The sequence below is a fragment of the Acinetobacter sp. CIP 53.82 genome (assembly GCF_000369465.1).
Lineage (GTDB): Bacteria > Pseudomonadota > Gammaproteobacteria > Pseudomonadales > Moraxellaceae > Acinetobacter > Acinetobacter indicus.
Map to the genome: position 1 here is coordinate 45,248 of NZ_KB850045.1, position 24,725 is coordinate 69,972.

At 46.4% G+C, this 24,725-nt stretch carries 27 protein-coding genes; 24 read left to right on the forward strand and 3 right to left on the reverse strand.

All coding sequences use genetic code 11. The annotated features are described in order from the left end of the window. Nucleotides 1-75: 75 nt before the first annotated feature. The 8 genes from otsB to F905_RS00725 all read left to right on the forward strand — a co-directional run bounded on the left by otsB (nt 76) and on the right by F905_RS00725 (nt 7,815). Nucleotides 76-915 (forward strand): trehalose-phosphatase, encoded by an 840-nt coding sequence (gene otsB, locus F905_RS00690; RefSeq protein WP_005175835.1) that lies wholly within the window; start codon nt 76-78, stop codon nt 913-915. After that, on the forward strand, nt 866-2,296 hold the full coding sequence (locus tag F905_RS00695) for an alpha,alpha-trehalose-phosphate synthase (UDP-forming) (protein ID WP_005175837.1): 1,431 nt from the start codon (nt 866-868) through the stop codon (nt 2,294-2,296). The genes otsB and F905_RS00695 overlap by 50 nt, the downstream gene beginning before the upstream one ends. Nucleotides 2,297-2,489: 193 nt before the next feature. Further along, nucleotides 2,490-3,467 (forward strand): hypothetical protein, encoded by a 978-nt coding sequence (locus F905_RS00700; protein ID WP_005175840.1) that lies wholly within the window; start codon nt 2,490-2,492, stop codon nt 3,465-3,467. Next, complete coding sequence (locus tag F905_RS00705; RefSeq protein WP_005175842.1) at nt 3,455-4,249, forward strand: PIG-L deacetylase family protein; 795 nt, start codon at nt 3,455-3,457, stop codon at nt 4,247-4,249. Before F905_RS00700 ends, F905_RS00705 begins: the two co-directional genes overlap by 13 nt. Continuing rightward, nucleotides 4,230-4,844 carry an SAM-dependent methyltransferase gene (locus tag F905_RS00710; protein WP_005175845.1) on the forward strand — a complete coding sequence of 205 codons (615 nt, stop codon included), beginning with the start codon at nt 4,230-4,232 and terminating at the stop codon, nt 4,842-4,844. The genes F905_RS00705 and F905_RS00710 overlap by 20 nt, the downstream gene beginning before the upstream one ends. Further along, nucleotides 4,841-5,521 carry a glycosyltransferase family 2 protein gene (locus F905_RS00715; protein WP_005175848.1) on the forward strand — a complete coding sequence of 227 codons (681 nt, stop codon included), beginning with the start codon at nt 4,841-4,843 and terminating at the stop codon, nt 5,519-5,521. Before F905_RS00710 ends, F905_RS00715 begins: the two co-directional genes overlap by 4 nt. Before the next feature lie 174 nt (nt 5,522-5,695). After that, complete coding sequence (locus F905_RS00720) at nt 5,696-6,820, forward strand: NADH:flavin oxidoreductase/NADH oxidase (RefSeq protein ID WP_005175853.1); 1,125 nt, start codon at nt 5,696-5,698, stop codon at nt 6,818-6,820. Nucleotides 6,821-6,879: 59 nt separating this feature from the next. Further along, nucleotides 6,880-7,815, forward strand: coding sequence for an AEC family transporter (locus tag F905_RS00725; protein ID WP_005175855.1), 936 nt, complete (start codon nt 6,880-6,882; stop codon nt 7,813-7,815). A gap of 58 nt (nt 7,816-7,873) precedes the next feature. Here F905_RS00725 and F905_RS00730 read toward each other — a convergent pair whose 3' ends face one another. Together F905_RS00730 and F905_RS00735 are read right to left on the reverse strand one after the other, a co-directional pair. Continuing rightward, nucleotides 7,874-8,686, reverse strand: coding sequence for a tetratricopeptide repeat protein (locus F905_RS00730; RefSeq protein ID WP_005175859.1), 813 nt, complete (start codon nt 8,684-8,686; stop codon nt 7,874-7,876). Nucleotides 8,687-8,961: 275 nt separating this feature from the next. Further along, the gene (locus F905_RS00735) at nt 8,962-9,687 is read right to left on the reverse strand and encodes a CAF17-like 4Fe-4S cluster assembly/insertion protein YgfZ (protein WP_005175860.1); all 726 of its coding nucleotides are present in this window, start codon (nt 9,685-9,687) and stop codon (nt 8,962-8,964) included. A gap of 254 nt (nt 9,688-9,941) precedes the next feature. Here F905_RS00735 and acnD point away from each other — a divergent pair, with 254 nt between their 5' ends. From acnD to F905_RS00800, 14 genes are all read left to right on the forward strand, one after another. Next, nucleotides 9,942-12,548, forward strand: a complete 2,607-nt coding sequence (gene acnD / locus F905_RS00740; RefSeq protein WP_005175861.1) for a Fe/S-dependent 2-methylisocitrate dehydratase AcnD — start codon at nt 9,942-9,944, stop codon at nt 12,546-12,548. A 477-nt stretch (nt 12,549-13,025) separates the two neighbouring features. Then, nucleotides 13,026-13,367 (forward strand): hypothetical protein, encoded by a 342-nt coding sequence (locus F905_RS00745; protein WP_034597578.1) that lies wholly within the window; start codon nt 13,026-13,028, stop codon nt 13,365-13,367. A gap of 355 nt (nt 13,368-13,722) precedes the next feature. Next, nucleotides 13,723-13,866, forward strand: a complete 144-nt coding sequence (locus F905_RS15030; protein WP_075167893.1) for a zinc ribbon-containing protein — start codon at nt 13,723-13,725, stop codon at nt 13,864-13,866. A gap of 284 nt (nt 13,867-14,150) precedes the next feature. Beyond that, nucleotides 14,151-14,372, forward strand: coding sequence for a hypothetical protein (locus F905_RS00750; protein WP_005175863.1), 222 nt, complete (start codon nt 14,151-14,153; stop codon nt 14,370-14,372). Nucleotides 14,373-14,471: 99 nt separating this feature from the next. Next, nucleotides 14,472-14,732, forward strand: a complete 261-nt coding sequence (locus F905_RS00755) for a hypothetical protein (protein WP_005175864.1) — start codon at nt 14,472-14,474, stop codon at nt 14,730-14,732. 575 nt (nt 14,733-15,307) lie between these two features. Beyond that, nucleotides 15,308-15,706 (forward strand): VOC family protein, encoded by a 399-nt coding sequence (locus F905_RS00760; RefSeq protein ID WP_005175866.1) that lies wholly within the window; start codon nt 15,308-15,310, stop codon nt 15,704-15,706. Nucleotides 15,707-16,240: 534 nt separating this feature from the next. After that, nucleotides 16,241-16,906 (forward strand): pseudouridine synthase, encoded by a 666-nt coding sequence (locus F905_RS00765; protein ID WP_005175867.1) that lies wholly within the window; start codon nt 16,241-16,243, stop codon nt 16,904-16,906. A 165-nt stretch (nt 16,907-17,071) separates the two neighbouring features. Beyond that, nucleotides 17,072-17,452, forward strand: coding sequence for a ribonuclease E inhibitor RraB (locus F905_RS00770; RefSeq protein WP_005175869.1), 381 nt, complete (start codon nt 17,072-17,074; stop codon nt 17,450-17,452). Nucleotides 17,453-17,585: 133 nt separating this feature from the next. After that, the gene (locus F905_RS00775) at nt 17,586-18,032 is read left to right on the forward strand and encodes an SRPBCC family protein (protein ID WP_005175872.1); all 447 of its coding nucleotides are present in this window, start codon (nt 17,586-17,588) and stop codon (nt 18,030-18,032) included. 4 nt (nt 18,033-18,036) lie between these two features. Further along, nucleotides 18,037-18,393, forward strand: coding sequence for a DUF488 domain-containing protein (locus F905_RS00780; RefSeq protein WP_005175875.1), 357 nt, complete (start codon nt 18,037-18,039; stop codon nt 18,391-18,393). Nucleotides 18,394-18,503: 110 nt separating this feature from the next. Continuing rightward, nucleotides 18,504-18,848: a zinc ribbon domain-containing protein YjdM gene (locus F905_RS00785; protein ID WP_005175878.1), complete on the forward strand. Its 345-nt coding sequence runs from the start codon at nt 18,504-18,506 to the stop codon at nt 18,846-18,848. A gap of 93 nt (nt 18,849-18,941) precedes the next feature. Next, complete coding sequence (locus tag F905_RS00790; protein ID WP_005175881.1) at nt 18,942-19,307, forward strand: 5-carboxymethyl-2-hydroxymuconate Delta-isomerase; 366 nt, start codon at nt 18,942-18,944, stop codon at nt 19,305-19,307. A gap of 181 nt (nt 19,308-19,488) precedes the next feature. Further along, a complete protein-coding gene (locus F905_RS00795; RefSeq protein WP_005175884.1) occupies nt 19,489-21,954 on the forward strand; it encodes an AI-2E family transporter in 2,466 nt (821 codons plus the stop codon). A gap of 78 nt (nt 21,955-22,032) precedes the next feature. Continuing rightward, entirely contained in the window at nt 22,033-22,437 is a 405-nt protein-coding gene (locus F905_RS00800) for an NUDIX hydrolase (protein WP_005175886.1), read from the forward strand. Between the two features lie 82 nt (nt 22,438-22,519). Here F905_RS00800 and F905_RS00805 read toward each other — a convergent pair whose 3' ends face one another. Beyond that, nucleotides 22,520-23,464, reverse strand: a complete 945-nt coding sequence (locus F905_RS00805; RefSeq protein WP_180749046.1) for a tRNA dihydrouridine synthase — start codon at nt 23,462-23,464, stop codon at nt 22,520-22,522. A 219-nt stretch (nt 23,465-23,683) separates the two neighbouring features. Here F905_RS00805 and F905_RS00810 point away from each other — a divergent pair, with 219 nt between their 5' ends. Both F905_RS00810 and F905_RS00815 read left to right on the forward strand, forming a co-directional pair. After that, entirely contained in the window at nt 23,684-24,112 is a 429-nt protein-coding gene (locus F905_RS00810; RefSeq protein ID WP_005175891.1) for an organic hydroperoxide resistance protein, read from the forward strand. Nucleotides 24,113-24,118: 6 nt separating this feature from the next. After that, on the forward strand, nt 24,119-24,550 hold the full coding sequence (locus F905_RS00815) for a MarR family winged helix-turn-helix transcriptional regulator (RefSeq protein ID WP_000042163.1): 432 nt from the start codon (nt 24,119-24,121) through the stop codon (nt 24,548-24,550). The last annotated feature ends 175 nt before the right edge of the window (nt 24,551-24,725 follow it).

Below are 24,725 nucleotides of genomic sequence, written 5' to 3' on the forward strand. Positions count from 1 at the left end.
GAAAATCACATGCCGCCCATAAAAAAACGCCAAGATAGGGCAAAACAAAAATGAGTTATCCAGATGAGGAGCAATATGCATACGCCGCAACACATCATCGAGATCTGTCAGCAGCAGCAACGTCAATTAAGTCTGTTTCTCGATTTAGACGGTACCCTGGCCGATTTTCAGCTTGACCCGCAGCACAGTTTTATTCCTACCTCGACTTTAAACACTCTGGCCGAATTACTGCAGCTGGGAATTCCGGTGAGTGTGGTCACTGGCCGCTCCATTGAGATGGCCAGACAGCTGTTACAGCAGTTACCGCTGCCGATTGCCGAGTTACATGGATTACAAATTTGGTGGAATAGTACAAAGAAATTACAACTTGATTTAAGTCATATTAATTATAAGCAGCTCCGGGCAGACCTGAGTCAGGCCTGTCGCGCCTACCCGAATTTACGTATTGAGGATAAGCAGTTTTCGGTAGCCCTGCACTACCGGGAATATCCAGAGCTTGCGCCGGTTGCACAGCAGATTATGGCGGTGCTGCAAGTGCGTTATCCTCAACTTAAGCTCAAGCAGGGCAAGTGTGTGGTCGAGCTTTTGCCTCAGCAAGCGAGTAAAGGTTTTGCAATTAGTCGCTTACTGGAAGCAATGCCAGAAAACAGCACTTTTCCCATTTTTATTGGTGATGATGTGACGGATGAAGATGGATTTGCCGTGGTCAATCAGCATCAGGGTTTGAGTATTAAAGTCGGTGAAGGCGAGACACAGGCCCACTATCGGCTGGCCAATACCCAAGCCGTGGCGGAGTTGCTGCATTTAATAAAAATACATTGCGAAACAGGAGCAATGACCATCAAAAGAGGATGTGAGGGTAAAAATGTCAAAGCTAATCGTGTTATCCAATCGGGTCAGTTTACCGAATCCTGAAAAAAAAGCCGCAGGTGGTCTGGCGGTGGCCATGCAAGATGCACTGCATGATATTGGCGGGGTCTGGGTGGGCTGGAATGGTGAAAGAGTCGAGCAATTTTCCCAGCTGAAATTCGACTCGGTGCAGCATCAGGGTGTGGAATATCTGACCAGCCCCTTAACTGAACAGCAGTACCAGCAATATTACTGTGGCTTTGCCAACAATGCCTTGTGGCCGGCCATGCATGATCGCAGCGATTTAATTGAATACTCCACAGACGAATATCTGACTTATCAGGAAGTCAATCGCATGTTTGCCGAACAGCTACAGGCGATTGCTGAGCCGGATGATGTGATCTGGGTGCATGACTATCATTTTTTCAGTATCGCCCGGCATTGCCGCCAGTTAGGCATGCATAACAAGATTGGTTTTTTCCTGCATATTCCTTTTGCCCATGAAGCGGTGTGGCGGGAAATTCCGGTGGCATCACGTTTACTGCAAGACCTCTGTGAATATGATGTAGTTGGACTGCAAACCCAGCGCGATCAGCAGCAATGTATGCGCATTTGCCAGACCATGCTCAGTGGTGAGGAAATTCATCCTTATATCCTGCGTTATCAGAATAAGCTGACCATGATGAAGAGTTACCCCATTGGGGTGAATCCAGACCTCATCCAGCACGCGGCCGCTCAGCCCTTAACGAGCGCCCAAGATATCTTTGATTTTGACTCCCTGGCCCAACAAAAAACTATTATCGGCGTTGACCGGATTGATTATTCCAAAGGGTTGCTAGAACGTTTTGATGCTTTTGCCCATTTCCTGGCTTCTTATCCTGAATATCACCAGCAGGTGGTGGACCTGCAAATTGCCTGTCCATGCCGCATGGATATTCCCGCCTATCAGCGCCTGTACCAGCGTTTAGAAGACCAGATTGCCGCCATTAACAGCCAATATGCTACAGCAGACTGGTTGCCGGTGAATTGCAGTCATCAGACCTTGGCACATGAAGTGCTGATGAAAATTTACCGCCAGTCGGATATTTGCTGGGTCACTTCTTTAAAAGACGGTATGAATTTGGTGGCTAAAGAATATATTGCCGCTCAGGATGCCAATGATCCGGGCGTGCTGATTTTGTCCGATAAAGCCGGTGCCGCAGACCAGATGCCGGATGCGCTGATTGTGAATCCACATGACCGCGAGGCCATGACGCGAGCCCTGAAACAGGCACTGAAGATGCCGCGAGCAGAGCGGATACAGCGTTACAGTCGCTTAATGGATGGTCTGAAAAAATTTGATATTGCCGACTGGCGTACTACTTTCTTAAATGATCTGCGCCATAACAGCTTCCTGTATCACTACAAGATGCCGCTTCGCGCCCAGGTCTCGCCGGTGATTCACTAATACGTTAACAATTTTCAATATTTATCTGCCCAGCCACGTGCTAAATCTAAACAGGGTCATCAGTTAAAAACATCAACATCGCCGTACCGTGACTGCAAGTTTGGCTACTCATGCCCGCTTGTGGTCACTGTGCTGGCAATGATGACAACCGGATAGATTGAGAACAATTATATATTTGGAATATAGAACCACTATGGACCAGATTCTGGCTGAATTTGAACAGCAGACAGCGCCTACCGCCGAAGATTACGTCACCACACTACGCCGTTTGCTGGCAGTATCACCTGAATTTCCTCATCCGGGCAGGGGGCAAACCCTGCTGCGCTGGCAACTGCTGGCCAAAGTTGCGGCCACCGATTTAACTTTGGTGAAATGGCTGGAATCACATTTCGATGCGCTGAGTATTTTAAACGAACTACAGATTCAGTCCGTTCCGGCGGGCTGGTGGGCAGTCTGGGCCGCGGAAGGCCATCCACAACCTGTACAGTATGAGCAGGGCTATTGTTCCGGTTATAAGGCTTGGTGCTCGGCGGCATATGCGGTGGATTTTGGTTTAATGACTTATCGCGGTGCAGATGGCCAGTCACAATTATTGATGGTCGAGATGCAGCAGCCTTCAATCCAAGTAGATGATAGCAGTTGGCAAGCCATCGGTATGCAGCAGACGGCCACAGCAACTGTTCATTTTCAGCACACTCCAGCCACACGCATTGCACAACCCGGAGATTATCTGAATCGGCCGGGCTTCTGGCATGGTGCAGCCGGTGTTGCGGCCTGCTGGTATGGTGCTACAGTACGTCTGGCTGAATATTTACAGCAGCATGTGCAGCAGAAAACCCATGCCTATCATGAATTGTATTTGGGCGAAGTCAGTACCCGACTGGCCGTGACACGACAGTTTTTTACCCATGTGGCTGCCCAGATAGATGCAGCGCCGGCACATAGCCATGAACTGATCATCCGGATGTTACGCGCCCAAGTTGAGGATACTGCGCTATTGGTACTGGAAAAGGTCGGAAAAGCGCTAGGCGCACGACCTTTTTGCGAGCAGGCACATTTTGCCCGGTTGGCTGCCGACTTGCCGGTATTTTTGCGCCAGAGTCATGCTGCTTTTGATCTGGCTGCAATTGGCCGCTTATCGCTACAGGAGGGGCAAACATGGCAACTCTGATCGATCCGGTAGTCGGTGACCGGAAAATCTATGGTAGCGGTACTGATCAGGCGCAGTGGCTCAATTGGTCCGGACTGACCGGGCTGCCGGATTTGAATCTGACGCAGCACTTTCCTGAGCGTGGCCGGGTACTAATTTTCGCGCCACATCCCGATGATGAAATTCTCGGTTGTGCGGGTCTGATGCAGCAACTGGCCGCGGCAGGGCGTGAACTGCTGCTGGTTGCAGTAACCAATGGTACCGGCAGCCATCCTCGGTCAAAACGTTATAGCGTTGAGCAGCTGAATGTGCTGCGGCCACAAGAAAGTCTGAATGCCTTGGCGGTGCTGGGACTGGAACATAAGGTCCAGCGCATTGCCCTGAACATTGCAGATGGCCAGGTGATGCAGGCTGAATCCGAACTGTTGCAGCAGCTACAAAACTGGGTGCAGCCTGAGGATATTCTGGTGACCACCTTCGCTCAAGATGGCCATCCCGATCATGAAGCCACCGGACGGGTGGTGCAGCATTGGGCCAGACAGCACCGGCAGCGCTGTTATCAGGTGCTGATTTGGGCCTGGCATTGGGCCATACCGGCAGATGCACGGATTCCCTGGGCGCAGGCACGAAAACTCCGTTTAACTGCACAGCAGCTGGCTTTAAAACAGCAGGCGATTCAGTGTTTTAAAACTCAGATCGAGGCTGATGACACTATTCACCAGCCGCCAATTTTATCGGCAAAAACCATTTCACGACTCTTAATCCCGTACGAGGTCTATATTGATGCGACTGAACACGGATGACTATTTTGACCAGCTGTATCAGGACAATGATGATCCCTGGCACTATCAGCAGCGCTGGTATGAGCAGCGTAAACGGCAGCTGTGTCTGGCGGCCTTGCCGCAGGCGCGGTTTCAGCGGGTACTGGAAATTGGCTGCAGCAATGGCATCTTCAGTGAATTGCTGGCTCCGCGTTGTCAGCAGCTCATTTGTGTAGATGCCAACCGTCGTGCGGTTGAACTGGCACAGGCCCGTCTGGCGAGGTTTGCGCATGTGCAGGTGCGGCAACAACGTGTCCCTGAAACCCATCTGGCGCTGGAAAATGATAGTCTATTTGATCTGATTATTCTCAGTGAAGTGGCCTATTACCTGCGTCCGGCCGAATTAGCGCAGCTGATGCAGCAGCTGCAGCAGTGTTTGAGTGCAGATGGTACGCTGCTGGCCTGTCACTGGCGTTACCCAATTGTAGGCTTTGAGCTGAATGGCGATCAGGTACATGCCTGTTTAAGGCAACACTTGGTGCTGCATCATTATTTACAGATGAATGATCCGGATTTTCTGCTCGACCTCTGGACTCAAGATGCACAATCTGTGGCTGCGCGGGAGGGACTGATATGAGGATGGCGGTGGTGGTGCCTGCCTATAACGAAGCCGAAACGCTGGGCGCCTGTCTGGCGGCTATTCAGCAGGCCATTGCACAATTACCGCCCGTTGTGTCTGAAGTAAAGGTGCTGGTGGTGCTGGACAGTTGTGATGATCAGTCTGTTGAAATTGTACAACAGGCCGGAATCGACTACTTGTGTTGTGAAGTACGCTGTGTTGGTAAGGCACGGGATTTGGGCGTGCGCGCCATGATTGCCAAAGGTGCTGACTGGATTGCCTGTACCGATGCCGATACCCAGGTTGATGCGCAGTGGTTATCTGCACAATATGCCCATCAGCCGGCAGCACTGATTTGTGGCGTGGTTGAAATTAAAGACTGGTCGCCTTTATCTGCGGCCGCCCGGCAGAAATATCTGCGCCATTATCAGGATAAAATGGACCATCGGCATGTGCATGGGGCCAATCTCAGTTTTTCTGCTGCGGCCTATTTAAAAGCCGGTGGTTTTCAGGCCAGCAGCTGTCATGAAGATGTGCAGCTGGTCGAGCAGATGCAGTGCTTAAATCTGCCGATTGTCTGGAGCAACCAGGTACGGGTCACCACCAGCAGTCGTCTGGACAGCCGGGTCAGTGATGGCTTTGCCGCCTATTTAAACCGGTTGGAACAGGCCTGTCGTGCTGCGTCTGAAGTGTGAGCGATCGTGCAAAAAAATGGCTGTCATCGGGCTGACAAAAACACAGCGTATTTTGATCAACACCACAGTTTAATTCGGTTACATAAAGCGGTAAAAATAAACAGCTTTTAGCCAATTCGGCCGTCTATCTCGGTTAGAATAATTTTCATGAAAATCATAAGGCAGGATCGCCCCATGGCATTATTATTTGAACCTATCCGTTTTGGCACGCTTGAATTAGACAACAGAATTATTATTGCCCCCATGTGTCAATATTCGGCCAATGATAAAGGCGAGCTCAGCTATTGGCATGAGCAGCAATGGGCTAACTATGCCTTGTCGGGTGCCGGTTTATGTATTATTGAAGCCACGGCGGTACAGCCAGAAGGGCGGATCAGCTATGCCGATTTAGGCCTGTGGAATGATTTGCAGCGTGCGCAGATGAAAGCCTTGCTGGCCAAAGTCAAAACCTTGTCACCAATGCCATTTGCAGTGCAGCTGGCGCATGCCGGACGTAAGGCATCTACCGATAAACCGTGGCTGGGCAAGGATCAGTTTGCGCCGGATCATGCCCAAGGCTGGCAAACAGTATCGGCCAGTAATTTGCCGTTTAACCCGACCGATCATGCCCCCCATGCACTAAGTCTGAATGAAATTGAACAGGTAATTGCCGACTTTGCCAGTGCTGCGGTGCGTGCAGTGGATGCTGGCTTTGATTTAATTGAAATTCATGCTGCCCATGGCTATCTGCTACATCAGTTTATGTCGCCATTATCCAATGTCCGCGATGATGAATATGGCGGCAGTTTTGAAAACCGGATTCGTTTAACCCTGGAGGTATTCCAGGCCATGAAACAGGTGGTGCCAGAAGGTTATCCGATTGGGGTGCGTCTGTCTGCTACCGACTGGATGGATGCGCAGGGCGGCTGGAATATCCAGTCTACGGTCGGGGTAGCCAAAGCGCTGGAACAGCTAGGCGCGGCCTATATTCATGTGTCTAGTGCCGGTCTGCATGCCCAGCAGAGTATCGAGATTGGGCCAAGCTATCAGGTGCCTTTTGCTCATGCCATTAAACAGGCGGTGCACCGTATTCCGGTGATTTCAGTGGGCCTGATTACCGAAGCGGTGCAGGCTGAAGAAATTCTGCAAAATCAGTATGCAGATGCCATTGGACTGGCACGAGCGATGCTTTATGATCCACGTTGGCCGTGGCATGCCGCCGCTGAACTGGGCGGGCAGATTGCCATCGCGCCGCAATACTTGCGCTGTCAGCCGCATGGTTTAAAAGATTTGTTCCATCCATTTCCTGTTCAGGAATAAGCAACAGCAGTATCAGGGATGATGCGTTTTAGATCTCGCTCTAGAGAAGGAAGGCACTTTTGTTGCTGAATATTTTACTGCCCTTGGTGGCAGTACTGGCGCTGGGCTATAGCAGCGTACGTACTAATTTTCTGGCGGCCACGCATATTCAGGCCCTGAGCCAGTTTGTGATGAAGGTTTCACTGCCAGCCTTTTTACTGTATGCCCTGGCCAGTAAAGATCTGGCTGAAATCTGGCATCCGGGTTATTTTATTGGTTATGGGCTGGGCTCGCTGATCCTGTTTTTTCTGGCGTTAGTCATTTATAAAACCTATTTCCGGCATAGCCTGACCCACGCCAGTGTGCTGTCGATGGGCGCGTCGATGTCCAATACCGGCTTTATTGGCACGGCTATTTTAACCCTGCTGATTGGCAGTCATTCCGCCATTTATCTGTCATTAACTCTAATTATTGAAAACCTGATTATTGTGGCGATGGTGCTGTTTCTGGCCGAAGCCGGTTTGCAAAAGCAAAACCATCATCTTTCGGCGTTATATCTGAAAACCTTAAAAAGTTTGCTAAAAAATCCGGTGATTCTGTCGATTATTGCCGGGATGGCCTGTGTCTTGCTCAATTTAAAACTACCGGACAGCATCAATCAGATTCTGGAGATGCTCGGCAAAACTGCATCGCCGTTGGCTTTATTTGTGATTGGCGGCAGTCTGGTCGGAATGCGCCTGCATTCGGTCAATCTGCAAAGTGTGCTGCTGGTCGGGATGAAAGTCCTGCTGATGCCGCTGGTTATTTTCACCTTGTTGTGGAGTTTGCCCAATGTCAGCTCAGAAATGCTGTTTGTTGGTACGTTGCTGGCGGCATTGCCGATGCCTGTGGCCTTTGGGATTTTTGGCCAGAATTATGGCCTGAATGAACAGGCATTCCAGCCTTTAATTATGAGTACGGTCCTGGGTTTAATCGGAGTGGCTTTCTGGTTAAGTCAGTCATCGCATTTTCTTTAAATCTTTATGTATCCCAAATAAAAAAGCCCGGTCATCGGGCTTTTTTCGGTCAGGCGCATTAGCTTTTCTTGGCTGCTGCTTTTGGTGGATTCTTGGCTTGATCGGCAATCATCTTGTCCACCACAGCCAGCGATTCTTTGGCTTGCGGGACATTTTCCTTGGCTAGGGCAGAGAAAATCTTTTTCGCTTCCGGCAGGTTTTGCGGCACGATGTTGCCATTGGTAAACATATTGCCAACCGCCATCAGCGCTGGAATATAGCCTTTTTGTGCTAAATCCTGAATGCTCTTTAAGCCTTGCTGAATGGGTGCTTCATTTTTGTTTTTAAAGCCCAGGCTAATGTCATATAAGGCTTTGGCATGAATGGCCTGATTGTTGCCTTTTTTAATGAGGGGTTCCAGTAATTGCAGGCCTTTTTTATCTGAATCGGCTTTGTTTTCAGAGAAATACACCACCGCTAAATCAATGGTGGCATCATGAAAGCCTTGTGATGAAGCTTTTTGCAGATACTGTTTGGCTTTATTGGTATCCTGTTTTAGACCCAAAGTGCCGGTCAGATGGTTTTTACCGAGTACATAATTCGCCACCGGATAGCCTTTTTTCGCGGCCTGCTCATATAGCTCGATGGCTTTCTTTTCATTTTTGGCCGTACCTTGGCCGGTTTGGGTCAAATAACCCAGATTATAAATCGCTTGCGGATTACCGGTTTTGGCCAGTTTGTCTAATTCCTGATAGGCACCGCTCAGGTTGTTGGCTTTGACCATGGCTTCAATTTTGGCGAAAGCCGGATCGGTCGGAATACTGTTATTGCTGTTGGCGAGGGTAAATTGAGTCGAAAGGGCAACCAGACTTGCCAAAATCAGTTTTTTCATCGTTGTATAAAACCTTGTATCAATAACCACATAATTCCATTTATGTGTGGGGAATAAATTGTCACTCATCATCATAAGATGAAATCAAAGAATGTAAATATAGATGTATCGGAATCCGGTAATTTTTTCAAACCACGTAGGAACAATAATAAAAAATCCTGAATTTAAGGATTGCTTCAATTTGTAAATCAGTCTCGTTTTTTTGACGGATAAAAAAACAACCCAAGTTACACGTGTCACTTGGGCTGTTTTTCATAGATCTGCTAGTGACACGCTTAATTTTGCGGCCGCGCCACATCACCGCTTAAAGCTTCAGGTAAATCCAGAACCGTTACATCCATCTCGGCTAAGGCATCCGGTTTTGCTACCACCAAAGCTTGATAACCGCTATCAATAGCCAGGCTATTCACTACTTCTACATCATTGTTCAGTTTGCTGGCGATAGCCGGAGCATCGCCTGTACCCTGAATCAGATGCAGCCAGTGTTTTGGCTTGGCTTTAAACCATAAACGGGCAATCACTTCCTGACCCAAATAACAGCCTTTGTCATAATGAATGCCTCCACGCTGATGCAGGCGCAGTTCCTGTGGCTGGAACAGTTCCGCGGTGCTGGCCTGAATCCAGGCCTGACCACTTTCAAGCGCCTTTAATTGCCATGCTTGAATATCCTGTTCAGTACTTGTGAACTGGGTGTTTAGACCGTTTACGACCGGATAAACCTGACCGGCTTCTTCCAGTTTCATTTTCGAGAAAGCACCAAACTTTTTAATGTGTTTGGCAAAGTCTTCAGCTTGATCGGCCGTTACTACAATTTCAAACTGTTCAGCATTCTGTTTGGTCAGCCATAAACCAAACAGAATACGGCCTTTCAGGCTACAAATTGCAGTATAACGGGTTTCGGTTTGCGGCAGTTTTTCGACATCTACCGTGACTTGACCTTGTAAGAATTTTTGCGCATCTACACCGTTTAAAGTGAATGCAGAGAAAGTCAGATTACTCATGTTCTAATCTCGAAACCGTATCTAATACTAAAGAATGAGGTTAATTTTGCGCTATTTTTCAAAAAAAATCATATTTCTGGCCAGAATTTTCTATTAGATGTAACCAAATTTTTCAAAAATGTATTATTTTTAACTTAAGTTTATGAAATATATGAAATTTGGGAAATAGGCTTCGGGCAGCGTACAATGCCAAGCAGCATGAATGTTAAACAACAAAACTTTGAAAGAAGAAGTCAGAACAAGGCAGGTACGCTATGAATAACAACTACCGTAAACCGCTGCAAGGCACCCCGCTAGAATATTATGATGTGCGACAAGCCGTTGAAGATATTCAGCCAGGCGCATATGCCAAACTTCCTTATACCTCCAAAGTGCTGGCCGAGCAGTTGGTGCGTCGTTGTGATCCAGCCATTTTAGAGCAGTCCTTACGCCAGCTGATTGAACGCAAGCAGGAGCATGATTTTCCATGGTATCCAGCACGTGTAGTCTGTCATGATATTTTGGGGCAAACGGCACTGGTCGATCTTGCCGGTCTGCGTGATGCCATTGCCGATCAGGGCGGTGATCCATCCAAAGTCAATCCGGTGGTGCCAACCCAGCTGATTGTCGATCACTCACTGGCGGTGGAATACGGTGGATTTGATCCGGATGCATTTGAGAAAAACCGTGCAGTCGAAGACCGTCGTAATGAAGACCGTTTCCATTTTATTGAATGGACCAAAACAGCCTTTAAAAATGTCGATGTGATTCCGGCAGGCAACGGCATCATGCACCAGATTAACCTGGAAAAAATGTCACCGGTAATTCAAAACCGTGATGGCGTAGCATTCCCGGATACCTGCGTGGGTACAGACTCGCATACCCCGCATACCGATGCGCTAGGCGTGATTTCAGTCGGTGTGGGTGGTCTTGAAGCTGAAAATGTGATGCTGGGTCGTGCATCTTGGATGCGTCTGCCGGACATTATTGGGGTAGAATTGGTTGGTCAGCGTCAGCCGGGCATTACTGCAACAGATATCGTCTTGGCGTTAACTGAATTCCTGCGTAAAGAGCGTGTGGTCGGTGCCTATTTAGAGTTCTTTGGTGAAGGTGCGGACAGCATGTCAGTGGGTGATCGTGCCACCATCTCCAATATGACCCCTGAATATGGTGCAACCGCTGCGATGTTCTATATTGATCAGAACACCATCGACTATTTAACCCTGACCGGTCGTGAGCCTGAACAAGTCAAACTGGTTGAAACCTATGCCAAAGAAATTGGGCTTTGGGCATCTGACATGACACAGGCGGAATATCCACGTGTGCTGCGTTTCGACTTATCAACGGTAACCCGTAATATTGCAGGGCCATCCAATCCACATGCACGTGTATCCACAAGTGACTTAAAAGAAAAAGGCATTGCCGGCATTGTTGAACAGCGTACCGATGGTTTGATGCCAGATGGTGCCATCATCATTGCCGCGATTACCTCATGTACCAATACCTCAAACCCACGTAATACCGTTGCGGCAGGTTTGCTGGCACGTAAAGCCAATGAGCTCGGTCTTGTGCGTAAACCTTGGGTGAAATCGTCATTTGCACCGGGGTCTAAAGCAGCTGCGCTGTATTTGGAAGAAGCGGGTGTACTGAAAGACTTAGAAAAACTCGGTTTTGGCATCGTCGCTTATGCATGTACGACTTGTAACGGGATGTCAGGCGCGCTTGATCCAAAGATTCAGCAGGAAATTATTGACCGTGACCTGTATGCGACTGCGGTGCTGTCGGGCAACCGTAACTTTGATGGTCGTATTCATCCTTATGCAAAACAGGCTTTCCTGGCATCTCCACCACTCGTGGTTGCCTATGCAATTGCCGGTACCATCCGTTTTGACATCGAAAAAGATGCGTTGGGCACCGACCAGAACGGTAATCCAATTTATCTGAAAGACATTTGGCCGTCGGATGAAGAAATTGATGCATTAGTGAAAACCTCGGTGAAGCCTGAGCAGTTCCAGAAAGTCTATATTCCAATGTTTGACTTGGGCGAAGTGGAGCAGGCGGCAAGTCCGCTATATGACTGGCGTCCGCAAAGTACTTATATTCGCCGTCCACCATATTGGGAAGGCGCGCTGGCTGCACCGCGTACATTAGCCAATATGCGTCCGCTGGCAATTTTGGGCGATAACATTACCACTGACCATTTATCACCATCGAATGCAATTATTCTGGATTCGGCGGCAGGTGAATATCTGGCGAAAATGGGCTTGCCTGAGGAAGATTTCAACTCCTATGCCACCCACCGCGGTGATCACTTGACGGCACAACGTGCAACGCTGGCCAACCCGAAATTGTTTAATGAAATGGTGGTACGTTCTGACGGTACCATTAAGCAAGGTTCCAAAGCGCGTGTCGAGCCTGAAGGCGAAGTAATGCGGATGTGGGAAGCGATTGAAACCTACATGAATCGTAAACAGCCGCTGATTATTGTTGCCGGTAAAGACTACGGCCAAGGCTCAAGCCGTGACTGGGCGGCTAAAGGTGTACGCCTTGCTGGTGTTGAAGCGATTGTGGCAGAAGGTTTTGAGCGTATTCACCGGACTAACCTGGTTGGGATGGGTGTGTTACCGCTTGAGTTTAAGCCGGGCACAGACCGTAAAACTTTAGGTTTGGATGGTACAGAACTGTATAGCGTGATTGGTAATATCGCGCCACGTTCGACGTTGACTTTGGTGATTGAGCGTTCAACGGATGATGGCAAGAACCAGATTGTTGAAGTGCCGGTGACCTGTCGTCTAGATACCGAAGAGGAAGTGTCTGTGTATGAAGCGGGCGGTGTATTGCAACGCTTTGCGCAGGATTTCTTGGAAGGGAATGTGGCTTAATTATTAAATGAATCCTCCCCAACCCTCCTTTAAGAAAGGAGGGAGTTTCTCTTTTTTTCTTATGCCATGTATGGCTCAGGGTTAGGGGGAGATTAAAGTTATTGAAATTGTTTAAAAACGCTCTAATGTACATTGGGGCGTTTTTTATTGGTGCTTACAGAGAAGATTCGAAGGAGGTTTTAAGATTGAATTAAAAAGTGGACTTCTGTCATACGTCCAGTGGTCGATATTAAGGCTGATTCCCTATTCATTATTTAAAATATATTAAAGGTTGAATGCGATTTAGAATTTATTAGAAATATATAAAACTAAATTTAAAATAATTAAAAAAATAAATAAATTCAATAAATTAATTGAATTTTTTAATTGAAAAGAGTAGTTTGTTTTCTTTTTTGTAATTTGCAATAGCGTTTTTGTAAAAATGCAATTGATGAGGGGGTTATGGGAAAATTAACTGCTGTAATTTTAGCGAGTGTTATGTTGTTTATGACAGGCTGTGCCACGATGTTTAATGGTTCAACACAGACTGTAAATATTCGTAGTAATGATGAATTAGCCAAGCTATATGTAAATGAAGAGTATATGGGCCAGCGTAGTGCTGTTTATACTTTTAAGAAGAAAGAAAATTATGTAATTAAGGCAGAAAAACCAGGCTGCCAAACCACGAGCATCACACCTCAAAAGACATTTGACCCAACCACCTTATTAGGCATTCTGGTCGACTGGGGCATTATCTCAATTCTTGTTGTTGATGGTGCTGCGACAGGGGCATGGCAGAAATTCAGTCAAACCAATTTTGTTATCGATCCTAATTGCTAAATTGGTTTAAAAAATATCCCATTTTTGAATGGGATATTTTTTTATAGAAGACAGATTTGCAGACTTATAGGTATTACGGGAGATAAATAAGCGTTTATAGAATTAGAAATATATTTTAAAAATTAAATAAGAATAAAAAATCTTTTCCTGATTGCGGGATTTAATACCAAATTAATTAGCATCTACAACTCAAATTGGAAAAATTTCTTATTAAATTTCTATAAAGCCAGCTTAATTTTCTATCAAAATTATCCTTAGCCCAAATGCCATCATCACTCGTCGAAATGGACAATAGACAATCATCACAGATTGGTTATACTGAATAGACCATTTCTAAATCATACGGAGAACAAAGATGGTAACTGCAGGCGACAAGCCAGGAACAGGCTTCTATTTTTGTGTCCAATGCGGACATCGCGTTTACTTAGAAATTGGTACAGACCGTTTACCCCCGTGTACCAAATGCCAAGGCAATCAATTTAACAATAAGAATGCCTAAGCAACAGCACTCAAACAGTTACCCTCTGTTTTGAATGAAAGCCCTATCACATGATAGGGCTTTTTAATGGGATCAATCAAAAATGCTGAATTTTCGCGGTGTTAGAACAGTTGAAGCCCTACAAAAAGAAAGCACAAAATCAAGATAAAATTGAGTAGGTTTAAGGCTGTATCTTAGTGAAAATGAATAATAAAAATTTGGGTGTTTATTACTTAAATCTGTTTAAAAAATAGCCATTAATCCCCATATTGAATAAGACATATAGCATATTTCAGGTGCAGTCTTTGCAACATTATCTTGATCTTAACCATGACTCTGGTGTGGCCAATTATGAAATTGGTCAAGAGTTTATTCGGGTTCAGTTCCGTAAAAATAGCAGGGTCTATACTTATAGCTATGCCAGCGCCGGTGTGCAGCATGTCGAGAATATGAAACAGCTGGCCCAATATGGCGATGGGCTGAATGCCTATATCAACCGTTATACTCGCTGGCTGTATTTAAAATAAATAACTGGCCTGTTTTTTGCTTCATGATGCTTCCTAGGAGCGCCACATCCACTTTCGGGTGGATGCTGGTTTTAAAGAAAAATCATCAGGAGCAAAGCCATGTCAAACTCTCAAGCTGCCGATTCTTATACTCAATTGCCGGTCAAGGCGCATCTGCTGGCGGGTTGGCCGTTACTGCTGGTGCTGTTTGGTGGTGCCATTGGGGTGGTTTATGCCGTGCTGGCTTACATGCTGAATATCAAAATTTATCAATCGACCTTATCTAAACTGAATAAAGTCTTGGCCAATTTGCTCTGTTGCATGTCAGCCTTAAGTGGCTGGTGGTTTAGCGCCCAGCTCATTCAAGGGCAGTTATTTTAAACAGCTCACCTCTCAAGATTAAAGATCTGTGATGTCATGAACCGGGCAGAATAATCTATGCCTGAATATTCCAGAAAAATACAGAATCATGAAAAAGAATCATGATTATGACAGCCTGAAAATAAAAAATTCTATTTAAGCCGTTTGATGTGAGAAAAAATATCAAAAAGATGAAAAAACATCGAAGCTTAGGAAAACAATCCCATCCGCTTTTGACTATTCTATTGCTCAAGGGTGAAAGGGGATCGAAAAGAGTAGATTGCTACCAGTAACGTATCACGTGCGTGTAGTACTTACCCACAAGGTCTCGATTCGGCTTAGGACGCTATAGATCAGAAGTTTATAGGCAAAAAGTTAGAACTTACCAAGTTTTAATAGTTGAAGTATTTCCCGCTCCCTTAAAAATAAAAATTTCAACATCTCTATTCTTCTTTATCTTTTTGTTATTCCTATTTCACTATATTCGTTTAAATCACCTTCATTTTCCTTTCAGTTATCGCAACCTTATTTGCCAGAATCCTACAGGGTACTGAAAGCAGCTATGCTATAAAAAATAAAAACTACCGAGCAGAACAATGAAAATTTATGTCACCAGTCTTATGCTCGATGATCAGGAAAAAGCCTTGCAGTTTTATACTCAGATACTTGGTTTTCGGCTAAAACAGGATGTCCCGGTGGGTGAATATCGCTGGTTGACGCTGGTTTCTCCCGAGCAGCCAGATGGTGTTGAGCTGCTACTAGAACCAGATGTGCATCCCGCAGCGAAAGCCTTTAAAGCCGCGATTAAGGCAGATGGTATTGCTTATACCTCATTTCAGGTCAACGATCTTGAGGCAGAATATCAGCGTTTACTCGCGCTAGGTGTGGTTTTTACTCAAGCACCGATGCTGGCTGGCAATGTGAAAATTGCCGTGCTGGAAGATGGCTGCGGTAATTTAATTCAACTGATGCAGCCGCTGCCTGAGTCATCATAATCACTTAGATAAATTCTCTTAAAATCGCCATTTTCTGCAAAATAAAATGAAGAATTTAACCTAGGGTATAAAAATTTCTTGTGAGTGTGCTTTATTTGGGAAAATTTCCTGAAAATATTTTAAATTGGCTGATCTTCGGAAAACAATTTCGGCAGGCTTTGACTACTATATCTCTCAAGGGTGTGACGGGATCGAAAAGAGTAGCATGCTGTCAGCGGCGCAAAACGCGAGTGCAGTACTCACCCAAAAGGTCTCGATTCGGCTTAGGACGCTATAGATCAGAAGTTTATAGGCTATAAGATCATGACGTACAACGTGATGATAGTTGAAGTAAACAGCAAGTTTTCCCTGACACCCTAAAAAATTCCGTGCATGACCAGAACAACAAACTATAAAAATCAAACTCGAAAAACCAGAGAATAAAAACTATTTCTCTCCAGTAGCTTCCCGATCAAATATGTATCTTCTCAATAGATTGACAGCAGATTGGCCGCTTGATATTTTGCCCGCTTTCGACTCCCAAGCTGTACCGCCATGCCTTTAAACGACAACTTTGTATATTGCCCGCCGCAAGAGCCACTGGTCCTGCTCTATGAAGATGATGATCTGGTGGTGATTGAAAAGCCGGCGGGTTTGCTGTCGGTGCCGGGGCGGTTGCCGGAGCATCAGGACAGTGCTTATTTACGCGTGTTGGCGCGTTATCCACAGGCTAAAATTACCCATCGTTTAGATATGGCCACCTCGGGTATTCTGATGTTTGCCAAACATCGAGATGCAGAAGTAGCAGTGAGTAAAATGTTTCAGGCGCGCACCGTGACCAAGCACTATATTGCACTGGTACAGGGCAAACTCGACGGTGAGGGCAAAGTCGAAGTGCCGTTAATTACCGACTGGGAAAACCGGCCGCGTCAGATGGTGCATTTTGAACTGGGTAAGCCGGCACAGACTTTATATCAGGGACTGGACTATAATGCAGAGACAGATATCAGCCGGGTATTGCTGACTCCAATTACCGGGCGTTCACACCAGCTGCGCGTGCATATGCAGTATATCGGCCATCCAATTACCGGCGATAAGCTGTATCATCCAGAACCTGCACGCAGTCCCCTAAAACGCATGGCCTTGCATGCCAGTTATCTGGCTTTTACTCAGCCTTTAAGCGGTGCCGCGGTTGAAATTCATGGACAGGTGCCGTTTTAAGCAGTTGATCCGATTTGGAGTGCTCTCCCCAAAACAGGGGATTGCCGATCCGGATAGAGATCAGGATGATAGAACAGAAAAAAAATTAAGCGCTCTATCTCGGAACTGCAACAAAATTAGGGTAAGCTGACCAGTAGAACAACAACACAGAACAAGGACAAAACGATGTCACGCGATTATGAACAATTTCCAGATGACGACAACGGCAACGTACTTTGGCAAATGCATGAAGATGGTGATGATCTGGACGAGGCACATGAAATTGAATATTCAATTGCCTTTACCGACCAGGAACAGGCTGAACGTTGTGCCTTATTTCTGTTAAATGAAGAACAAAAAATCTCTTTATTTCAGGATGATGATTCTGGTGTGACCGAATGGATTATTACCATTTATGTTTATATGGAACCGGCCTATGCCGATATTGTCGACTTGGAAGAATGGTTCACCAAAATCGCCAACCAGTTCCAGGGTGAATATGATGGCTGGGGCTGCATGGCCTATGTCTATGATGATGAAGACGAAGAAGAAAGCTATCCAGTTTAACCCCATTTTCTAGTACAAAAAAGCATGCCGGAGCGCATGCTTTTTTGCTTTACGCTCGCTTCAACCAAAGTCATACACAGGCCCAGGGCAGAAGGCGTAGACTGAAAATTATTCGCTGTCAACAGGTGATGTCATGCAACACAGCGTACAGTTACACCGTATATTTCAGGCGCCGTTATCACGGGTGTATCGGGCCTTTGTCGATCCGCATGCTTTAGTCAAATGGATGGCGCCACATGGTTTTATCGTGCAGATTGAACAGTTTGAACCCGTGGTCAACGGTCAATATAAAATTGCCTTTTGTAATTTGAGCACGGGCAAATGCCACGGTTTTCACGGGCAGTATCTGGAAGTGATTCCCGAGCAGCGACTGCGTTATCAGGATGAGTTTGATAGCCCGGATTTTCCGGGACTGATTCAGGTCACGATTGAGTTTAAGGCGGTATCGGTCGGAACCGAAGTCTGGATTCAGCAGGACAATCTGCCCGATGCCATTCCCGTCGATGGCTGTTATTTGGGCTGGCAGGAATGTCTGGATTTACTCAGCCTGCTGGTGACCCCTGACATTCCGGATGAGTAAAACCATGCCCATTGCTACCAAACGTATTTATCAGGCTGTAAGCAAGCAGGACGGTACCCGGATTCTGCTGGACCGGATCTGGCCGCGCGGGATCAAAAAAGCCGATGCCCAGATTGACCTGTGGCCGAAGGATTTAACCCCCTCGACCGAACTGCGTAAATGGTTCCATGAAGATACTGAGCGGCACTGGCCCGAGTTTCAGCAGCGTTATCGGCAAGAGTTGCAGCAGCATTTGGACGCGGTGGAGGAAATCCGGCAACTGGCGCAGAAGGGACCAATTACCCTGTTAACCGCAGCAGAAAACGAACAGCATAATCATCTGCAGGTGTTTAAACAGCTGCTGGAACACCCGGGCAAATAACACAAATATTGTTATTAATCCCTAAACCGGTTAGGGATTTTAACGTGATGAAAAATATAAATGTTATAGTAGACCTTTATATTTTTTATTTTGCTCGTTTCGAGGTTTTTATGTCTTTACCGAATTGCCCAAAATGCCAGTCCGAATATACCTATCAAGATGGTGACTTGCTGATTTGTCCTGAATGCGCACATGAATGGAAAGAAGAGGAGCAGGCAGAAGCCGAGGCCGGCGCCATCATTAAAGATGCCAATGGTAATGTACTGGCCGATGGCGATACCGTGACGGTGATTAAAGACCTGAAAATTAAAGGTTCATCTTCTGTGGTGAAAGTGGGTACCAAAGTGAAAAATATCCGTCTATTGCCAGAAGCATCAGATGGTCATGATATTGACTGTAAAGTAGATGGTATTGGCGCAATTAAACTGAAATCGGAATATGTGAAAAAAGCATAATCGCACTGTTTCTCTTGGGTTTTATCTTGCTTTGAAGCAGGGTAAAACCCTGAATTTTTAAGATCACATCTGCACCATATCGGGAGAAGGCTGATGCCACATATCCATCTTGAATATTCAGATCAGCTGCAGGCGCTTGAAATGAAGCCTTTGCTCAGTCGTATCAACCGGACGCTGGTCGAGAATGGCCTGTTTGCTAATGCCTCTGATATTAAAAGTCGCGCCATCTGCCAGCAGGACTATGTGATTGGACTGGATGAAAGCGCACAGGCCTATGTGCATGCCAAAATCTCGATTTTAAAAGGCCGTAGTACCGCCCTAAAGCAGGAAATTTCCCGGACCGTGCTGGAGGTGTTGCAGGATTATCTGCCGCCACAGAATGAATTGACGTTGCAACTGTGTGTCGAAATTCTGGAAATGGACCCGGATATTTACAGCAAAGCCATCATTCATCCTTAATATTTTTCCCTTGCAATGGCACAGTTGTGTATGTGGCATTTTGCTGCTTTCAATACTTTCCCATCTTCATCTTCTGTGCTGTTTCTTGCTGAAATTAGGCGTTTTTTTTACAGGAATCTATTTGAAATAAAGAGCCGAAGCTCGTAAATAATAAATAAAGAGCAACAGGATGTGCCCAGCCATGCGAAAACAGAACAATAAACCGGGTCTGCTCCAGCCCGAAGTGAAGCCGCCGCGTCCCCATCACTGGAAGCCGGAAAAATCTGCCGCCAGTTGGGTCAAGCGGGATATTGAAACCCAGAATATTGTCCGGGTGATGGCCGGTTTTGTGATTAGCGCGGTGATTATTGCGGCGCTGTATTTTGGTCAGGATGTGCTGATTCCGCTGGCACTGGCTATTTTGCTGGCATTTTTGCTGGAACCGCTGGTGTCACGGCTAAAAAAATGGGGGCTGCCACAGCTGCCGTCGATTGCCATTGTCATGATTTTCACCATTAGTGTGCTGGCTGGACTGGGCAGTTATCTGGGTTTTCAGCTCAAGGATTTAAGTCAGGAATTACCGCAATATCAGGACACCATTCAGCAAAAACTGAATACGGTGAAATCGCTAACCTCTGGCCCTAGTGCCTGGGATGGGGCCAAAACCACTTTCGATACGGTGGAAAGCTCGTTTGAAGGCATCAATCAGGTCGAGCAGGAAAAGGGTGTGCAGAATGTCAAGGTGGTCGGACTGGAGCAAAGTCCTTCCGATGCCGCCATGGAGTGGGGCAGCAAGATTTTAAGCCCGATTGCCACCATTGGTATCGTATTTTTATTTGTGGTGCTGATTTTAATTAGCCGTAAAGATCTGCATGACCGCTTGTTGCGTCTGCTTGGCGGTAATTTGAATATTGGTACCGATGTGCTGGATGAAGCCGGCCAGCGCATTGGTACCTATTTGCGCATGCAATTGCTGGTCAATGTCACCTATGGCATTCCGATGGCAGCCGGACTGTGGTTTATTGGCGTGCCTGCGGCCATCATGTGGGGCATGCTGGCGGTGGTGCTGCGCTTTGTGCCTTATGTCGGCCCGATCATTTCTGCGGTGTTCCCGTTAACGCTGGCCTTTGCGGTGGATCCAGGCTGGAATATGTTCCTCTGGACGCTGGGCCTGATTCTGCTGCTGGAGCTGATCAGTAATAACATCATTGAGCCGTGGTTATATGGCGAAAGTACCGGCCTGACTACCTTGTCGATTATTCTGGCTGCCACCTTCTGGACCTTAATCTGGGGACCAATTGGTCTGATTTTATCAACACCGTTAACGGCCTGTTTGCTGGTGCTGTCGCACTATATTCCGGCGTTGGGCTTTGTCAAAGTGTTAATTGGCAGTGCCCCGGTGCTGTCACCGCCCGAACGTTTTTATCAGCGTTTAGTGGCCGATGAAGTACATGATGCGCTGGATGTGGCTAATGCATATATCCAGCAGGAGCTGCCGAAAAAAACGAATGAAGAAGCGCTGGTCCGGAAAATCAATAATTTCTATGATGAAGTGGCGATTCCTGCGATTTGCCTGTTTTCGCAGGTCCATAATACCGAGGCCAGCGCCGAACACCGTTTGCGCATGCATCAGGGTTTAAAACGGTTTAATCATGAATTTCAGCAGCAATATCCGCTACAGACCGAACTGAACAACCCCAAAGTCATGTGTCTGGGGGCACGTTGGGAGGTGGATGTGCTGGCTTCTGCCATGCTGGCCCATGGCCTGAACCTGAAAAAGATTGCCGCCTGTAGCCATGCCGATGCCTTGATTCAATCGCGCTCGGATGTGTTGAGTGCCGTGCCGGAATCGACCGACATCATCTGTATCACTATTTTCCATCAGCAACCGATGGCGCAAATCCGCCTGTTGAACCACCGGATACGCACACTAAAACCGCAGATCAAACTGGTGTTTGCCTTGCTGGGCAATCAGTCGACGCATTTGCGTGATGAGATTGAGCGCCTGTTTCAGCCGGAAGCGGTGGTAAATAGTGTGAATGAACTGATGCAGAGTATGGATATGCTGCTGATGGCGCAAGGGGAAAATCCGGCGGCAGCACTGCTGCATGAGAATGAGCCTGAACGCTTGCAGGCCTTGCATGAACTGGATTTATTGCAGCCGCAATTGCTGCCAATTTACAGCCAGTATATTGAAGAAGCACGGCAGGCCTTTGATGTGAAATATGCCCAGATTTCGCTGGTCGATGCCGGGCAGGTGCATACTCCGGCCAGTCCGCTGGCAGAAGCGGTGGAGTCGCCGATCTACGCAGCGCAGCGCCGTGAGGAGTCGATTTGTACCCATCTGGTTTATCAGAATGAAGCGCTGGTTATTGAAGATATTCAGCGTGATCCACGCTTCCGGCAGTATCCTCATCTGGCCAGACAGAAAATCCGTTTTTATGCCGGGGTACCCATTCAAAGCAAACAGGGCTTGGCCATAGGCAGCTTATGTATTCTGGACAAGCAGGTGCGGCAGATGTCTGAAGAAGATCTGGATTTGCTGAAAGCACTGGCGCTGGATTTACAGGAGACCTTAAGCAGTGAGCGATTACGCAAACAGAAGCTGGAGGAAATCCAGCGTTTGGGGCAGGCCGATTTAAGTCAGGCCGTGGTGACAGATTCCTAATGATTGCATCCTTGTCCACATACGGCTGTTTGCATCTGGCCGTTAGGTTATCGTTTAAAACTAGGGGAGAGCAGTTCGTTGGCCTTTCATGATTTTTATCGCTTAAGTTCGCATGCGGTAATTTGTAATGCCCAGCAGCAGGTGCTGTTACTTAAAGCTACCTATGCCGATCAGGCCTGGGGCTTACCGGGTGGCGCGCTGGATATGGGGGAAACCATCCACGAGGCCTTAATTCGGGAATGTCAGGAAGAAATTGGCTGTCAGGTGCAGGTGGGGTATTTGTCGGGTGTGTATTTTCATGCAGCGGTGCAATCCCATGCTTTTATTTTTCGCTGTCATGTACCGGAAGATGCACAGATTCAGCTAAGCGATGAACATGCCGAATATCGCTGGTTTGATCTGGCGCAACTGGCGCCGGTTCAGCGGACTCGGGTAGAAGATTGTCTGAATTTTCAGGGCAATGTCATCAGCCGGAGTTTTTAAACTGCGGCTTGCAAGATGATTACACAAAAGTGATCAAACAGTTGTTAGACAAGCCCTGTAAACAGCCGCGACAATGTTTGGTTTAGAGTGCCGTGTGTTGCGAGGCTTGCAGGGTGGCAATAATTTCATCCAGCTTTTTGATGCGTTTAACCTCATCCCATAGCGCTTTGGCTTCTGGATAATGTTTCGACATCATGCCCAGCCATTGTTTATAACGCCCCAGCATACCAATTTCGGTTTTGGCCGGACCGTAAATAAAGCGAATTTGTAAATCAAGCAAATCTGGCCAGCTCAGTAAGGGTGCATCAGAATTCTGGCGGATACATTGAGTGAGGTCGGGGGTGGTGACGGCACCACGACCAATCATTAAATCTTCACAGCCCGATTCTAACTGGCATTGTTTGGCATCGGCATTGGTCCAGATTTCCCCATTGGCAATCACATTAATCTTTAGGGCTTCACGAATCGGGGCCAGCTGATCCCAAAAGGCCGGCGGGGTATAACCATCGGCTTTGGTGCGCGCATGGACCGTGACCCAGGAGGCGCCTGCATCTTCAATGGCATGGGCATTGTCCAGCATGAAGTTGCGATCCATATAGCCTAAGCGCATTTTGGCAGAAACCGGAATATGTGCCGGCACGGCATCGCGCACAGCTTTGACCAGCTCATGTACCACTTCCGGTTCATCTAGCAGGACCGAACCGCCACGATGACGATTTACGGTTTTGGCCGGACAGCCAAAGTTCAGATCAATCGCTGGTGCGCCCATGGCTGCAACTTTGACTGCATTGGCAGCCAGCATGTCCGGGTTGTTGCCTAGAAACTGCACATGTACCGGAGTGCCAGCCACAGTTTTACCGCCGTTCAATAATTCCGGGCAATAGCTGTGATAGATATGATCGGGCAGAATCGAGTCGGTGACCCGAATAAACTCAGTCACACACCAGTCGAAGCTGCCGACAGACGTGAGGACATCACGCATGATCGGATCGGTTAAGCCTTCCATGGGTGCAAGCACAAGTTTCAACGCGTTCACCTGTTAATTTGAAAAACGGTGTTATACGTTTTTTTTACCGAGATGTCTAGGAAAAGGTCTTTGAAGTATTGTGGAGTGAGCTAAGGCTTAGCCTTTATATTTCGCATAATCACCATTATGTTAAATAAAAAACAAAGGGAAATAATTGACCTATATTTAATTGTGTGCAATTATATTTTACACAATATAATATTAAGCAAGGTAATGTACATGAGTACTCTCTATTCAACTCAAGTCAAAGCAGTCGGTGGACGTTCGGGAACGATTCGTAGTGAAGATGGTATCTTAGAACTAAAATTGGCTTTGCCAAAAGAATTAGGTGGTAAAGGTGATGCAACGAATCCTGAACAATTATTTGCAGCTGGCTATGCTGCATGCTTTGGAAATGCAGTGATCCATGTAACTCGTAGCAATAAAGAATATAAAATCCGTGATAACGATGTAGAGGTCCTGAGTACTGTTGGAATGGTTGCTAATGGCAATGGTGGATTTGCCTTGACAGTACACTTAGATGTCACGCTTTCAGGTATTTCACAAGCTGATGCAGAGAAAATCGTGGAACAAACGCATCAAGTATGTCCTTATTCCAATGCTATTCGAGGTAATATACAGGTGTCTACCACTGTCTATACCAAATAAAAAGCTATGTCCAAGAATCAGCTTTGCTTAGATGAGCAACTATGTTTTCCTATTTATGCTGCATCTAATTTAATCGTAAAAGCTTATCGCCCTTTTCTTACACCTCTCGGACTCACTTATCCTCAATATTTAGTGATGTTGGTTTTGTGGGAAAAAGAATGTGTAAGTGTGGGTGATCTTGGACAAATTTTACATCTTGATAGTGGAACATTAACCCCACTATTAAAAAGAATGGAGACATCTGGTCTAATTAATCGATCACGTGATCCTAATGATGAAAGACGAGTTCTTATTTCATTAAAAGATAAAGGGCGAGACTTATCTGCTGAAGCAGAAAAGATTCCTAAAGAGCTTACCAAGAACATTGAGTTTGATAACTTAAATCAATTACGAGATGAATTAAAAGTATTAGTTAATCTATTATCAGAAAGAATTTGAGACCTCTTAATATCTGATAATGGAAGCCTGTTTACTTTCAAGAATCAATTAGTTTTTCTAAAATTAACATAATACACGTTATATGAAGTTGAAAAACTGAGGCTATATCATTAATTTTTATATTTTTTTAAAATTTAAGACCTAGGCCTGTGCCTAGTTTTTTTTATTTCGTATA

Bases quoted from the DNA above. Each gene is read 5' to 3' on its own strand.
- F905_RS00785 (WP_005175878.1), top strand. From the start codon at position 18,504: ATGTCTTTACCGAATTGCCCAAAATGCCAGTCCGAATATACCTATCAA.
- F905_RS00695 (WP_005175837.1), top strand. From the start codon at position 866: ATGTCAAAGCTAATCGTGTTATCCAATCGGGTCAGTTTACCGAATCCT.
- F905_RS00815 (WP_000042163.1), top strand. From the start codon at position 24,119: ATGTCCAAGAATCAGCTTTGCTTAGATGAGCAACTATGTTTTCCTATT.
- F905_RS00755 (WP_005175864.1), top strand. From the start codon at position 14,472: ATGTCAAACTCTCAAGCTGCCGATTCTTATACTCAATTGCCGGTCAAG.
- F905_RS00745 (WP_034597578.1), top strand. From the start codon at position 13,026: ATGTTGTTTATGACAGGCTGTGCCACGATGTTTAATGGTTCAACACAG.
- F905_RS00735 (WP_005175860.1), bottom strand. From the start codon at position 9,687: ATGAGTAATCTGACTTTCTCTGCATTCACTTTAAACGGTGTAGATGCG.
- F905_RS00715 (WP_005175848.1), top strand. From the start codon at position 4,841: ATGAGGATGGCGGTGGTGGTGCCTGCCTATAACGAAGCCGAAACGCTG.
- F905_RS00730 (WP_005175859.1), bottom strand. From the start codon at position 8,686: ATGAAAAAACTGATTTTGGCAAGTCTGGTTGCCCTTTCGACTCAATTT.
- F905_RS00790 (WP_005175881.1), top strand. From the start codon at position 18,942: ATGCCACATATCCATCTTGAATATTCAGATCAGCTGCAGGCGCTTGAA.
- acnD (WP_005175861.1), top strand. From the start codon at position 9,942: ATGAATAACAACTACCGTAAACCGCTGCAAGGCACCCCGCTAGAATAT.
- F905_RS00775 (WP_005175872.1), top strand. From the start codon at position 17,586: ATGCAACACAGCGTACAGTTACACCGTATATTTCAGGCGCCGTTATCA.
- F905_RS00780 (WP_005175875.1), top strand. From the start codon at position 18,037: ATGCCCATTGCTACCAAACGTATTTATCAGGCTGTAAGCAAGCAGGAC.
- F905_RS00810 (WP_005175891.1), top strand. From the start codon at position 23,684: ATGAGTACTCTCTATTCAACTCAAGTCAAAGCAGTCGGTGGACGTTCG.
- F905_RS00705 (WP_005175842.1), top strand. From the start codon at position 3,455: ATGGCAACTCTGATCGATCCGGTAGTCGGTGACCGGAAAATCTATGGT.
- F905_RS00770 (WP_005175869.1), top strand. From the start codon at position 17,072: ATGTCACGCGATTATGAACAATTTCCAGATGACGACAACGGCAACGTA.
- F905_RS00795 (WP_005175884.1), top strand. From the start codon at position 19,489: ATGCGAAAACAGAACAATAAACCGGGTCTGCTCCAGCCCGAAGTGAAG.
- F905_RS00710 (WP_005175845.1), top strand. From the start codon at position 4,230: ATGCGACTGAACACGGATGACTATTTTGACCAGCTGTATCAGGACAAT.
- otsB (WP_005175835.1), top strand. From the start codon at position 76: ATGCATACGCCGCAACACATCATCGAGATCTGTCAGCAGCAGCAACGT.
- F905_RS15030 (WP_075167893.1), top strand. From the start codon at position 13,723: ATGGTAACTGCAGGCGACAAGCCAGGAACAGGCTTCTATTTTTGTGTC.
- F905_RS00720 (WP_005175853.1), top strand. From the start codon at position 5,696: ATGGCATTATTATTTGAACCTATCCGTTTTGGCACGCTTGAATTAGAC.
- F905_RS00765 (WP_005175867.1), top strand. From the start codon at position 16,241: ATGCCTTTAAACGACAACTTTGTATATTGCCCGCCGCAAGAGCCACTG.
- F905_RS00760 (WP_005175866.1), top strand. From the start codon at position 15,308: ATGAAAATTTATGTCACCAGTCTTATGCTCGATGATCAGGAAAAAGCC.
- F905_RS00700 (WP_005175840.1), top strand. From the start codon at position 2,490: ATGGACCAGATTCTGGCTGAATTTGAACAGCAGACAGCGCCTACCGCC.